9 protein-coding genes are annotated in these 13284 nt (G+C 70.0%); 2 read left to right on the forward strand and 7 right to left on the reverse strand.

Annotation, left to right across the window (positions count from 1 at the left end):
* Positions 1–392: 392 nt before the first annotated feature.
* The 5 genes from aac(3)-IV to LXT23_RS09655 all read right to left on the reverse strand — a co-directional run bounded on the left by aac(3)-IV (position 393) and on the right by LXT23_RS09655 (position 7280).
* Positions 393–1187, reverse strand: a complete 795-nt coding sequence (gene aac(3)-IV, locus LXT23_RS09635) for an AAC(3)-IV family aminoglycoside N-acetyltransferase (RefSeq protein WP_323378865.1) — start codon at positions 1185–1187, stop codon at positions 393–395.
* 77 nt (positions 1188–1264) lie between these two features.
* The gene (locus tag LXT23_RS09640; protein ID WP_253979818.1) at positions 1265–2965 is read right to left on the reverse strand and encodes an SH3 domain-containing protein; all 1701 of its coding nucleotides are present in this window, start codon (positions 2963–2965) and stop codon (positions 1265–1267) included.
* Positions 2966–3119: 154 nt separating this feature from the next.
* Entirely contained in the window at positions 3120–4808 is a 1689-nt protein-coding gene (locus tag LXT23_RS09645; RefSeq protein ID WP_253979819.1) for an SH3 domain-containing protein, read from the reverse strand.
* A gap of 97 nt (positions 4809–4905) precedes the next feature.
* A complete protein-coding gene (locus LXT23_RS09650; RefSeq protein ID WP_253979820.1) occupies positions 4906–5607 on the reverse strand; it encodes a LytR/AlgR family response regulator transcription factor in 702 nt (233 codons plus the stop codon).
* Positions 5604–7280, reverse strand: coding sequence for a sensor histidine kinase (locus LXT23_RS09655; RefSeq protein ID WP_253979821.1), 1677 nt, complete (start codon positions 7278–7280; stop codon positions 5604–5606). Before LXT23_RS09655 ends, LXT23_RS09650 begins: the two co-directional genes overlap by 4 nt.
* Positions 7281–7409: 129 nt before the next feature.
* Between LXT23_RS09655 and LXT23_RS09660 the strand changes: the two genes are divergently transcribed.
* Entirely contained in the window at positions 7410–8816 is a 1407-nt protein-coding gene (locus tag LXT23_RS09660; RefSeq protein ID WP_253979822.1) for an alpha/beta fold hydrolase, read from the forward strand.
* A gap of 15 nt (positions 8817–8831) precedes the next feature.
* Here LXT23_RS09660 and LXT23_RS09665 read toward each other — a convergent pair whose 3' ends face one another.
* Entirely contained in the window at positions 8832–10058 is a 1227-nt protein-coding gene (locus tag LXT23_RS09665) for a cytochrome P450 (RefSeq protein ID WP_253979823.1), read from the reverse strand.
* A 147-nt stretch (positions 10059–10205) separates the two neighbouring features.
* On the opposite strand from LXT23_RS09665, the gene LXT23_RS09670 reads away from it, so the two are divergent.
* Positions 10206–10778 carry a tRNA-uridine aminocarboxypropyltransferase gene (locus LXT23_RS09670; protein ID WP_253979824.1) on the forward strand — a complete coding sequence of 191 codons (573 nt, stop codon included), beginning with the start codon at positions 10206–10208 and terminating at the stop codon, positions 10776–10778.
* Between the two features lie 29 nt (positions 10779–10807).
* Here LXT23_RS09670 and LXT23_RS09675 read toward each other — a convergent pair whose 3' ends face one another.
* Positions 10808–13174, reverse strand: coding sequence for an apiosidase-like domain-containing protein (locus tag LXT23_RS09675; protein WP_253979825.1), 2367 nt, complete (start codon positions 13172–13174; stop codon positions 10808–10810).
* Positions 13175–13284: the final 110 nt, after the last annotated feature.

A 13284-nucleotide genomic window follows, 5' to 3' on the forward strand; every position in this document is an offset into this window, starting at 1 on the left:
TGGGGTGCTGCGGAGGCGGATGGGAAGGACAGGGCGGGCGCTCCGAGGATGCCGTGACGCCCGGGAGACTTTCTTTGTTGCCCGAACAAAGTAGTCGCGTGAAAGTCGGACTGTCAACGTGCGGCCCCCTCCGTGAACATGACTTGGTGCGTCGTGTGCCGCGTCGACGAGAACCCGCCTCGCCAGACGTGCAGCTGGAGCGCCGCAGCCGTGGCCACCTGGACGCTGACCCGGGCCGACTCTTCCGGCGTTGAGCTCACTCGCGCGGCATTGAGGTCCCCGAAGACCTCATTCATTCGCGCGATGAACGAACCACGGTCGGGAAGGGCGACGCCGCCGTGCTCGACACGCTTGACGACGATGGCCTGGGACGCGAGCAGGGAGCTCCGGCCTCAGCGGACGGTGCTCCTCGCCTCGTTGCACTCGTCGCAGCCCGCGTCAGGAGGATGCAGGAACACGAGCGGGTCCTGGGCGAGCCGTTCGAGGGCCACCGCCACCACATCCCGGGCGCGGATGAGCCGGGCATGTGCATGTCCCACGGAGCCTTCGGACTGGAGGCCCCGCTCCCGGAGCCACCCGTCCGCGAGGGCGAAGCGCGCGCAGCAGTGGTCGTTCTCCCGGTAGTGGACGCGGACCGGGCGCCCGTCCTGGAGGACGGTGATGTGCTTCGGCGTGCCGTACGGAACGCGCGCGAGCAGCTCGGCGAGGTGGAGCGTGGTGTCGGCGTCGTGGCCGACTCCGAGCAGGAGCACCTGCCCGTCGTGCTCGTACACCTTGCCGACGGGGCTCTCCGGGACGTGGGGCGGCGTCGGGAGCGGACCGGAGGTGATGGCCTCCGCCTTCGGGCCGAGCGCCGCGAAGGCGAACGGGTGGCTGCTTCGCACGGCACCGGGAAGCCGCCAGAAGGTGTCCGGTACGACGCCCAGGTCCGGCGAGGCGGGCGTGGTTGCCGGATTGAACGGCTCTTCGTCGCTGCCCGTCCACGCGGGGGTGACCAGCGTCCCGGCGGGACCGAGGACGTCACGGAGCGCCTGGAGCAGCCCCGCGGGCCCTCCTTCGATGGGCCGCACCGCGCGGAAGGACGTGTGGACCAGCAGGACTCCGCCCGCTTTGACTCCGAGGGCGCGGAGCTGGTCCGCGACCTCGTCCCTGCTGAGCATCTTCCGGTGGGCTTCGTTCTCGGACATGCGCGTAGGGCTCCTCCTGGGCCCCCATGATTCCAGGACCGAGGGGGCTCAGGAAGCCCTTGTGTGCGGGATGACCGCTACTCCGTCTCCTCGGAAGGCGGCGTGGCGACGACCATGCCGTAGGGATTGTTCGTCCACTCGACGCCCTTCGCGTTCTTCCCGCCGGACTTGCTCCACGCCACCTCGAAGTCAGCCCAGGAGTAGACCTCCTCGCTGTTCTCATAGGGGTTGTAGACGCGGACCATCCACTCGCCGTTGGCGTCCTGCTCCACCGCGCGCACGTTCACCCAGTGCGCTACCTGCTTCGTGCTGACGCCGAAGTCGCGCAGCTTGCCGTAAGCGTCCGCGGTGTCGATGTTCACCAGCGCGATGAGCTGGTTGCCCTCGGCGAGGAGCCGCGCCAGCTCCGCCGGCGGCCTCGTCTCGCCCGCCACGTACCTCGACGTCCAGTCCGCCTTCCCGTACATCGCCATCAGGTCGTCGCGAGAGGTCGAGTTCCCGCTGTTGAGCACGCTCGCGCTCGTTGCTCCGTTGGAATCCTTGAACAGGGTGAGCGCCTGCTGGGGCGTCAGGCCGAGCGAGGCTCCCACCGCGAGGGGGCCGCACAGGTTGTAGTGGGTGTTGCGCCAGCCCTCGCCAAAGACGGTCTCCAGGTTGAAGTACTGCGCGGAGGCGCCGTCCTGCACGGCGTACCGGCTCCACTGGCCCACCTGCCCCCGGCCCAGCTCGCTGTCCACGCCGAGGAATGGACTCTTCACGCGCACGCCGCCCTCGGTGACGCCGTTGAAGAGCAGGTCGGTCTGCTCGCGCACGGCCGCCTGCCATTGCTCCTGGAAGACGGCCTGCCTGTCTTCGGGCGGCAGGTGGTGCCACGTCTGCCGGTCGATGGACGGCGGAGGTGGGCCGTTGGGGTCGAAGTCCGGCATCGGCCAGTCCTGCGCCACGGCCTTCTCCCGCTCGGCCTGGATGAATCGCTGCTGGCCCTCCGGCCCCAGGGCGGTCCACATGACCCGCTCCAGGTCAGGGGGCCGGGTGCCCTCCACCAGCCACTCCGGGAAGCGGGGCGGCGTGCTGTCGACGACGAGGTCCGCGGACACCCAACCCACGGTGCCATCCTGCAGCTCCACGTTCAGCCAGGTGCCGTCCGGGTTCTGGCCGAGCACCTGCATCCGGTCACCCGCCTGCTGCGTGTCGATGATGGTGGTGCCCTGGGTGCCCGGGCTGTTGCGGATGTTGGTGTTCCCGGTCGACGTCGGGCTGACCCAGCGCTCGTCGTCCGCGACCTGGCGGCTGGCCACACCGGACAGGCCCAGCTGCTGGATGAGGGCCTCGCGCCCCGGCCCCGGAGGCGTGGAGAGGACCTGCTTGGCCTGGGCGGCGGGAATGGAGACGGGCTGGGAGTACTGGGGGTGCATGGCCTGCCACTGGCCCAGCGTCTCGTAACGCACCTGGGGGTGGTTGGGGTCCACCACGGAGCCGTCCGGCCTGCGCACCAGGGCGTGGCCGACGCCGTCGCGCGAGTCCTTCATGAGGACGATGGAGTCTCCGGGCCGAGCCAGGCCCACGGCCTTCTCGAGGCAGTTGGCGCGTCCGTCTCCCAGCTGCTCCGTGTGCAGGCTGCTCCCCGCGGGGGAGGAGGGCACGAACTGGGAGGTCGAGGCGAACTGGAACGGCGGGGGTGCCGCCGCCGGCTGCTGCTGCACGGGGCCGGCCTTGGCGGGCGCGGGCGCCGGGGCGGGGGGCGGGGGCGGTGGCGCGAAGCGGGGGAACTTGATCATGGTGGGGCGACCTCTCTGACGAAGACTGCCTGTCTCCAGGACAAGCCTTCCTGTTCAAGTGTCGCGCCCAAACCGACACCGGTTGAATTAAGCCGAGTTAAATCCGTGCTGTTGTCTCGGTCGGCACTCAAGTGCCCGCCCGTTTCCAGAGCCGCTATTCCGTTGTCGCTGCCGGGGGCGTGGCGACGACCATGCCGTAGGGCGTGTTGCCCGCCGTCTTGCTCCACGAGGCTTCGAAAGTACTCCAGGAATAGACCTCCTCACGGTTCTCGAAGGGGTTGTAGACGCGGACCATCCACTCGCCGTTGGCGTCCTGCTCCACCGCGCGCACGTTCACCCAGTGCGCCACCTGCTTCGTGCTGACGCTCATGTCGCGCAGCCTGCCGTCCGCGCCCTTGGTGTCGATGTTCACCAGCGCGATGAGCTGCTTGCCGTCCTCGAGGAACATCATCAGCTCTTCCGGGAGCTGATGTTTGGCCTGTGTCTCCGACGTCCAGCCCGCCGCCGTGAACATCTTGCCCAGCTCCCCACCGTCGGTCGTGGATTCGTTCTTGAGTGAGGTCTCGCTGAACGGGACATTGGAGTTCTTGAACAGGGTGAGCGCCTGCTGGGGCGTCAGGCCGAGCGAGGCCGCCACCGCCAGCGGACCGCACAGGTTGTTGTGGATCACCTCCCATCCCTTGCCGAAGACCTTCGCCAGGTTGAAGTACTGCGCGGCGTTGCTCTTCGGCTCGATATAGCGACTCCACTGGCCCACCCGCCCTCTGCCCACATCACTGTCCACGCCGAGGAACGGACTCGTCACCACCACGCCGGCGTCGAGTCTGGCTTTGGCTTCGGGGTCGTCATTGAAGAGCAGGGCCGTCTGCTCGCGCACACCGGCCTGCCACTGCTCGCGGAAGATGGCCTGCTTGTCTTCGGGCGGCAGGTGGTTCCACGTCTGTGGGTCGATGGAGGGGGGCGGGGGGCCGTCGACGTTGAACTCCGGCATCGGCCAGTCCTGCGCCACGGCCTTCTCCCGCTCGGCCTGGATGAACTGCTGCTGGCCGTCCGGCCCCAGGGCGTCCCACATGACCCGCTCCAGCTCGGGGGGGCGGGTACCCTCGGCCAACCACTGGGGGAAGCGCGGCGGCTGTGGGGGCACCGTCTCGTTGACGTCCGTCGCGGATATCCAGCCCTGGGTTCCATCCTGCATCTGCACCAGCAACCGGGATTTGTCCTTGCTCTCGGAGAGCACCAGCAGCCGGTCACCCGCCTTCTGGTAGGTCGTGACTGCCGAGTCCGGGGCGGCGGTGCTACGGACCGTGACGGCCCCCGTCGGGGTGACCCAGCGCTCGCCGTCCGCGACCTGGCGGCTGGCCACACCGGACAGGCCCAGCTGCTGGATGAGGGCCTCGCGCTGTGGCCCCGGAGGGGTGGAGAGGACCTGCCTGGCCTGGGCGGCGGGAATGGAGACGGGCTGGGAGTACTGCGGATGCATGGCCTGCCACTGGCCCAGGGTCTCGTAGCGCACCTGCGGGTGGTTGGGGTCGACCACGGAGCCGTCCGGCCTGCGCACCAGGGCGTGACCGACGCCGTCGCGCGAGTCCTTCATGAGGACGATGGAGTCTCCGGGCCGAGCCAGGCCCACGGCCTTCTCGAGGCAGTTGGCGCGTCCGTCTCCCAGTTGCTCCGTGTGCAGGCTGCTCCCCGCGGGGGAGGAGGGCACGAACTGGGAGGTCGAGGCGAACTGGAACGGCGGGGGTGCCGCCGCCGGCTGCTGCTGCGCGGGGCCGGCCTTGGCGGGCGCGGGGGCCGGAGCGGGAGGCGGGGGCGGCGGCGCGAAGCGGGGGAACTTGATCATGGCGGGGCGACCTCTCTGACGAAGACTGCCTGTCTCCAGGACAAGCCTTCCTGTCCAAGTGTCGCGCCCAATCGAACGCGGGTTGAATTAAGCCGAGTTAAATCAACGGTGTTCCCAGCAGCGCCTTGAGGGCCTTCACCCGGCTCCGGCCCACGGGAAGCCGGGTTCCGTCCTTCAGCTCCACTGCCGTGCGGGAGCCCTCCAGGGTCCACAGGCGCGTCACGTCCTGGAGCGGCACCAGGTGCGACCGGTGGATGCGCACGAAATCTGTAGGCAGCAGCGCCTCCAGCCGGTCCAGGCTCTTCTCGCTCAGCTCGGTGCGGCCGTCTCTCAGCACCAGCTCCGCGTAGTCCCCGGCGCCCTGGATGTAGGCCACCTCTTCCAGCGGCACGCGGAGGATGCTGCCGCCCTTGCGCACGGCCAGGGTCCGCAGGGGCCCAGCGGCTCGCCCCTGGACGCGGGACAGGGCCTTCTCCAGTCGCTCCCGTGTGTAGGGCTTGGCCACGAAGTCCAGCACCCCCAGCTCGAAGGCGCGCAGGGCCTGGTCCGTGTTGGCCGACACCACCACCGTGTGGAAGGAGCCCGCCGTCACCTCGTCCAGAAGCTGGAAGCCGTCCTCCCCCGAGAGGTTCAGGTCCAGCAGCACCAGGTCCACGGTGCGGCCGGCCAGAACCTCCTGAGCGTCGGCGAGGCTGTCGCGCACCAGCGGGGGCGGCGTGCCCTGGGGCATCAGCTCCTGGCAGAGCCGCGCCAGGCGCCGGGCCGCCATCGGTTCATCCTCCACGATGAGCACCCTCATGCCGGGACCTCCATCACCGTCGTCCAGCCCGCTTCCGTAGGCCCGGCCACCAGGCTCCACGCGCCGGGGAACGTCTCGTCCAGCCGCGCCTCGAGGTAGCGGGTGCCCGTGCCGTCCCCCAGGCCCGGCGTGGCCTTCGCTCCGGCGGGGGCACTGAAGGTGTAGCGCCGGCGCCCTCCCGCGCGTCCCTCCTGCAGCCGGAAGGCGACCGGCGTCGTGTAGCGGTTGTGGCTGAAGGCATTCTCCAGCAGCGTCTGAAGCACGGCCGGAGGGATGCGGGCTTCGCCATCCACGTTCGGGGCCTCCAGGGTGAAGGCGAGGCCGTGGCGGTAGCCCATGACCTCCAGATAGGCGCGGCAGAGCTCCAGCTCGCGTGCCAGTGGGATGTCCCGCTCACCCGACACGCCGAGGAGGTGCCGGTACACCGCGCCCAGCGACTCGATGAAGCGCACCGCCTGGGCGGGCTCCGTCTCCACCCACTCGCTCACCGCGCCCAGGGTGTTCATCAGGAAGTGGGGCTGGATGCTGCGCTTGAGCAGCTCCAGCTGCAGGCGCTCCGAGGCGCGAGTGGCCGACTCCAGCCGCTGGTGCTGGCGCCGGAGCTGGTACGCGTGGGCCGCCCCCAGGCACAGCAGCAGGCCTCCGAAGGCGATGAAGAAGCCACGCTCGGCGAAGACCATCGGCGACGCGAGGTAGAGCGCCATCGCGAAGCCCAGCCCTCCCAGGGCGGCCCACGCGCCCGGCTCCCGCCGCCACCGGGCCCGCAGGGCGATGACGAGCGAGACGACGAGCGAGAGCCCCAGGGCCACGGTGTTCCTGCCATCGAAGCCCGCGACGCCGGTGAGCAGCAGCAGGCCCACGGCCAGCGCGCCCCACCAGGGGGCCCGGCGCGGCTCGCGGAAGGCCGCGTGCAGGGTGGCGGGAAGCAGGACGGCCGCTGCCAGAACGGAGGCGAACAGGAGCCAGAGCCGGACGATGTGCAGATGATAGGGATAGCTCGCCAGCCCCCGCCACGCCTCGAGGAGCAGCTGCGCCGAGGCGGCGAGGCAGAGCAGCCCGAGGAGCAGGGTAGCGCGATTGCGCCGCTCCATGAAGTACCGCGCGAGGTGGTGCAGGCCCATCAGCACCAGCGCCCCCAGCATGGCCAGGGAGGGCACGAGCCAGAGCAGGCGGCCCCGGGCGAGCTGGGATGCCTCGCCCACCCGCAGCTGGTACAGCGTGCCGACGGGCTGGAACCCCCGATGGTGCGCGGAGCCGCGGATGACCAGCAGGTGCGGGCCCGGCGTGGCGTGCTCCGGTGGAAGGGGAAGCAGGACGTCCACGATGCCGGGCAGCTCCTCCGCGGGTGTGCGCCCCACGCGACCGTTGCGGCCGAGAGGAGCACCGTCCCACCACGCCTCCCACGAGCCCAGCAGGGAGAGGGCCAGGGCGGGCGTGGGCGCGTCCGGCGCTCGCGGAGGGACGTCGACGCGGAGGCGAAGCCAGAAGGGCCCTGGTCCCTCGGAGATGCGCGACCGGTCGACGGTGCGCCAGCCTTCACCACCCGGGTCCAGGGCGCGCTCCACGGGAAGGTCTTCCGCATGGACCTCCACCAGGTCCGCGTCGACCGCGGGCCCCGGCGTCTGGGCGGGCAGGAGGAGTCCCAGCGACGCGATGAGCAGCCAGCAAGCCATGACGCCAGCATACGCAGTCCGGTGCCGCCCGCCTCGCAGCTGGGCGACGCCACGAGCCGTTGGGCGATGCCCGCCCCTGCGGGCCTCGGACGACTCCTAGTGTTGGCGCACACCCACTGGAGGACATCCATGCGAGCCGTGCTGCTCTTCACCCTGCTCACCCCCCTGGTCCTGGCACATGCCGAGGGCCTTCGCTTCGAACCCCACACCTTCCACGCGAAGGATGGACGGACGGTGGAGACTGAGCTGGGCAGCCTGACGGTCCCCGTGCGGCACGCCCGGCCCGAAGGCCCGTCGTTGACGCTGCGCTTCGTGCGCTTCAAGAGCACGAACCCCACGCCCGGGGCGCCCATCGTGTACCTGGCGGGCGGGCCGGGCGGCTCGGGCATCGACGCCGCGAAATACGTCCGCCATGACCTCTTCCTCGCGCTGCGCGAGGTGGCGGACGTCATCGCGCTGGACCAGCGCGGCACGGGCCAGTCCACCTTCCACGCCGAGCTGAGCCACGCCTGGTCGGTGCCGCTGGACAGCCCGATGGACGAGGCGATGCTCACCGCGAAGGTGAAGGCGTCCGCCACCGAGGCCGCGAAGGCGTGGACGGCGGCGGGCGTGGACCTGGGCGCCTACACCACGGTGGAGAGCGCCGAGGACCTGGAGTCCCTGCGTGAGGCGCTGGGCGTTCCCCGCCTGAGCCTCTGGGGCATCAGCTATGGAACGCACCTGGGGCTGGCATACCTGCGGCGCCATGCGGACCGGGTGGACCGCGTCATCCTCGCGGGAGTGGAGGGGCCGGACGACACCTGGAAGCGCCCCGCGCATGCCGAGGCGCTGCTGGACCGCTGGGATGCGGTGCTGCGCGCCAAGGATGCGAAGGGTCCGGGACTCCGGGCCCGGCTGCGGACGCTGCTGGACGCGCTGGGGCGCCGTCCTCGCGCCGTGAAGTTCACCGACTCGAAGACGGGCGCGGAGCGGACGTGGATGGCGACCCGGTTCGACGTGCAGCGGTTGGTGTTCGAGTCGATGCGAGACCCGGCCACCTTCCAGCGCTTCCTGATGCTGCTGCCGGCGCTGGAGGCGGGGAGCTACGAGCTGGTGGCCCCGTTCGCAGCGGGCTTCCGGGATGGAGCATGGGCGCCCATGTCGGTGGCCATGGATGCGGCCTCCGGCATCAGCCCCGCGCGCCGCGCCCGGATTGCCCGCGAGGCCCGCACGGCTCTCTTGGGCAACGCGGTCAACGCGGGCATGGTCGAGGCTGCCTGGCTCCCCGGCGTGGTGGACCTGGGTGAAGGCTTCCGGGGGCCGCTGAAGGCCCGGACTCCCGTGCTGATGATCAGCGGCACGCTGGATGGCCGCACCGCGCCCGACAACGCGGAGGCCCTGCGCCCTGGCCTGTCCAACGCCGTGCACCTGGTGCTGGAGGGCGCGGGCCATGACGGCCTGTTCCAGTCGGACCCGCGCATCCTGGAGCGCATGAAGTCCTTCCTGCGGGGCGAGAAGCTTGCGGACGAACGCCTCCAGCTTCCGCCAGCGCCCTGAGCTGCCGCGGCGCGCTCAGCTCCGCGTGAAGCGCACGTGGAGCGAGCTGGGCCCGCGGTCCTGGAAGTTGGAGCCCTGGTAGTTGTAGGGCTTGCCGACCAGCTCCCAGCTCGGGAACGTGAGCAGCGCGCGCAGGGCCTCCTCGACTTCGAGGCGGATGAGGGAGGCGCCCGGGCAGTAGTGGGCGCCCACGCCGAACGTCACATGCCGGTTGGAGGTCCGGGTGATGTCGAAGCGGTCCGGGTCGGAGAACACCTCGGGGTCGCGATTGGCCGCGGCGACCATGGCGTGGACGAACCGTCCCTTGGGGATGCGCGTGCCGCTGAGCTCCGTGTCCTCCACGCACAGCCGGTTGATGGAGAGGACGGCCGGCTCGTGGCGAAGGCTCTCCTCGATGGCGCCCCGGATGAGGCCGGGGTTCGCCCGCAGCGCGCGCAGCTGCTCGGGGTGCTTGATGAGCGCGAGGACCGTGTTGGTGAGCTGGTTCGTCGACGTGACGAAGCCCGCGCCAATCATCTGGAAGGACTGGATGACGGCCTCGCCCGCGAGCTGGGGATTGCCGTCCTCGGCCGCGATGAACTGGCTGACGAGGTCGTCCCCGGGCGCCGCACGGCGCTTCTCCACGAGGTCCCTCAGGTAGGCCACCATGTCACTGGAGGTCCGCCGGATGGAGGTCCTCACGTCGTCCGTGCCGACTGCCGCGGCCGCGGGCTTGAGCAGGTCCTTCGCCCAGCGCTTGAACTGCGGCCGGTCCGCCTCGGGAAGCGCGAACAGCTCGGCGATGGCGTTGATGGCGATGGGCTCCGCGAAGTCCACGACGACGTCCATCTCGCCCTGACGCAGGCCCTTCTCCAGGGCCTTCTCCACGAGCGCCGTGAGCCGGGGGCGGAAGCGCTCGAGCGCCGCGGGCGTGAAGCCCTTCATGATGAGCTGACGCAGCAGCGGGTGGCGGGGCGCATCCTGGAAGAAGGCGAGCCGGGACCAGGTCGCGAGCATGTCCTTCGACGCCGCATCCTCCCCCAGCAGCCCGAGGCTCCCCAGCATCTCGTTCGCGCGCTTCGAGGTGAACTGCGGGTTCTTGGCGAGCGCCTCGATGTCCGCGCCGCGCGTGATGACGAAGCCCTGGATGGGCTCGAGGAAATAGACAGGGGCCTGGGTGCGCAGCCGCTCGAAGGTGGGGAAGGGATTGGCGAAGAAGCTCTCGCTCATCAAGTCGAACTCGGTACCGGCGCCTGCGCTCATCTTCTCTCCAGTGGGGTGTGGCAAGAGCGCGGGAAGATAGCGTGGCAGCAGCTCCTGGCGCGCGCCTGGGCGCCAGGATGTGCTCCAGGCGTGTCAGCAAGCGCGAGCGCTTCTCTTCCCGCGGCCCCTGGAACAGGATGCTGGCGGATGTCTCATCGCGCCGCCCTCCGCCCCCGCTGTCACCGTTGCTTCCTGGCGCAGCACCTGTGCCTGTGTGCCGAGATTCCGCGAGTGGAGACGCGCACCCGGTTCGTCCTCGTCCAGCACGTGATGGAGCTGGGGAAGAAGAGCAACACGGGTAGGGTGGCCGCGCTGGCCCTCGCGAATGCCCGGCTGCTCACCCACGGCTCGCCAGCCGAGCCCTTCGACAGCGGCCCGCTCTCCGAGCCGGGCACCTGGCTGCTCTTCCCCGATGGCCCTACCGCGCCCCCGGATGCGCCGGCGCCGAGGCAGCTGGTGGTGCTGGACGGGAGTTGGTCCCAGGCACGGCGGATGACCCAGCGGCTCGCCGCGCTGCGAGCCCTCCCACGGCTGGTGCTGCCGCCGCCCGCTCCCGGACTGCTCCGGCTCCGCGAGCCCTCGCACCCTTCGGGGATGTCCACCCTGGATGCGATTGCCCGCGCGGTGGCGATGCTCGAGGGCCCGGAGGCGGCCGCGCCGCTGGAGCGGCTGGCCGCGCTTCGGGTGCAGCGCATCGCCGACTGCGGGACGCTGAGCTGAGCTTCGGCTCGGCGCCCGCGCCTCTGAGGTTACCTCTCGAGGACGAGCACCCAGTCACCCGTACCCGTGCCGTTGTTGCCAGGGGGCGTGAAGGTGCGGGTGCCGCTGTTGGGGAAGGGAGAGCCGCTCACGGTGGTCTGCGTCCCCTGCGTCGGGTCGAACCACCGTGCCGTGACGGGCCCGCTCATTCGGGACATGTCGATGGTGACGGTGCGGAGGCTGGGCAGGTAGGCGATGCCGAAGGACCCGTCACCGGCCAGCGCCGCGACCGCGGAGTCCAGCCCGGGCGTCCCGAGGCCCGCGGTGAGGAAGGTATGCGCCGCGTCCGGCACCAGCTTCTCCCACCGGCGGCTCGAGAAGAGCGCCTTCACGTGCACCATGTCGAGCGAGCCGCGGGCGTGGAGCTGGGTCTTCCAGGAGACGGACGTGCCGAAGATGGGGCGGTTGTTGAAGTTCCAGATGGGGTTGCTGCCGAAGACCTGCCCCATGCCCCCCGACAGGAGGGCCTCGTACGCCTGCTGGCGGAGCTGCACCTGCGTCGTGGTGGCGTGCTCGTTCTCGTAGAACGACTCGGTGAGGAAGAACGGGAGCCACGAAGCGCGCTGGTACTCGACCAGGGCACGGGCCTGGACCATGGTCGGGAGGTTGCTGTTGGCCGGGTAGGTATAGATGTTGCCGACATCCAGCCAGCTCTCTCCGGACCAGTGTGTCAGCGCGGAGGTGTACGGGGCGCAGTGGACCGAGTGGAGGTGATTGGCATCGTGGGACTTGATGCCAGTCACGATGGCGCGCACCAGGTCCTTGCCGGAAGCGGGCGGGTTGTAGTCACCGCCCTGGACCCAGATGATGTTGGGGAAGTCCTTGTAGCGCGCACCCAGGAACTCGCCGTAGGTCCGCAGCCGCGCGGCGCCGTTGGCCGTCAGCTCCTGGTACCACCCCTCCGAGCCGCCGTTGATGCCCAGGTAGGCGGGGAGCAGGAGGACCTGGATGCCTTTCTCCGCCGCCTTCTGGAGCACCCAGTCGACATGCGCGAAGTAGGCCTCGTTGGGCGTGGTGAAGTCCGCCAGGGTGCTGGAGGGGAGCGTTCCGGTGAAGGGGCTGGCGCCGTAGAAGTTGAGGGGCGGATTCGCCGCGAACTTGTGCTCGATGAGGTTCGCCAGGACGGTGTTGAAGCCCTTCTGGCGCCGGTCCTCCAGGTACAGCTCCACGTCTTCCTTGCTGATGCCCACGAACAGCGACCAGGCGGAGTCTCCATGGAGCAAGAAGGGCTGATTGTCCTGTCCGACGAGGTAGCGCAGGCCCGCGATACGCTTCAGGGGATACGGTGAGGTGGCCGCCACGTTGTTCACCAGCACCTGCGTGCCGGTGGTCGTGGTGGTGTTGCCCGCGCCGTCCCTGGCGACGGCGGTCAACGTGTGGGTGTCATTGACGGCCGCCGTGGTGTTCCAGGACATGGCGTAGGGCGGGCTCGTGTCCGCGCTCCCGAGTGGGACGCCGTCGACGAGGAACGTGACGCTGGAGACGCCCACGTTGTCGGACGCGGAGGCCGTGAGGGTGACGAGCCCGGAGAGCGTGCTGCCCGCGCCCGGTGCCGTGAGGCTCACCGTTGGGGGCGTCGTGTCCGGAGTCACCGGGGTGATGGGCGTGTCCCGGTCGCTGAGGATTTCCGCCGGGGTGAGGGCGCGGTTGTAGATGCGCACTTCATCGATGCGCCCGGGGAAGTACTCGCCCCAGACCCGGTTGCCTCCGATGCGTAGCTCGTTCGTCGAGACGTCCATCGTGGCCGTCTGCGCGACGCTGGAGACGAGCGCTCCGTTGACGTAGAGCGAGAACGCCGCGCCATCGTAGGTCGCCGCCAGGTGGGTCCACGTGTTGAGCGGAAGTCCCGAGCCACCCAGCACGCCGTGCTCGACGCCTCCGGAGACGAAGAAGGCGCTGGGGCGGTTCATGTCGGAGTTCGCATAGAGCACGTAGGCCATCTGCGAGGGCTTCTCCTTCATGACGACGGTCGGCCAGCGCTGCAGCGCCGCCGTGGGGTACACCCAGGCCGACAGCGTCATCCCCCGCGTCAGGTCCAGGAGGTTGGAGTCCGGCACCGTCAGGTAGTTGTTGCTGAAGGCCAGGGCCCCGCCGTATCGGCCCATGGTCCACGTCTGTCCGGAGAGCGTGCCGTTCAGCCCGTTCCCTGAGGCATCCCCGGCCGTCGTTCCGCTGCCCTCGTCGAACCCATAGGCCGCAACCAGGCCGGGGACGGCCAGGGCCTGGCGGTCCTCGCGCGACCCGTCAGGGGACTCGGACGTGGCGTCCTGGCATCCCCAGGACAGGCTCCATAGCGCCACCGCCGCCACCCATGACCCCGAGCACCACCGCCTCACGCGCTGCCGTCCATGTCCCATGCCGTGTCTCCTGAGCTGCTTTTGATGGCTGGAGACTGTCGTTTCGCAATGGCAGGAGTGTCAAGGATGCAGGTCTTGTGAGGCTTTCCAAAGGCGCTCGGTCTGCTCAC

The organism is Pyxidicoccus xibeiensis (assembly GCF_024198175.1).
GTDB lineage: Bacteria > Myxococcota > Myxococcia > Myxococcales > Myxococcaceae > Myxococcus > Myxococcus xibeiensis.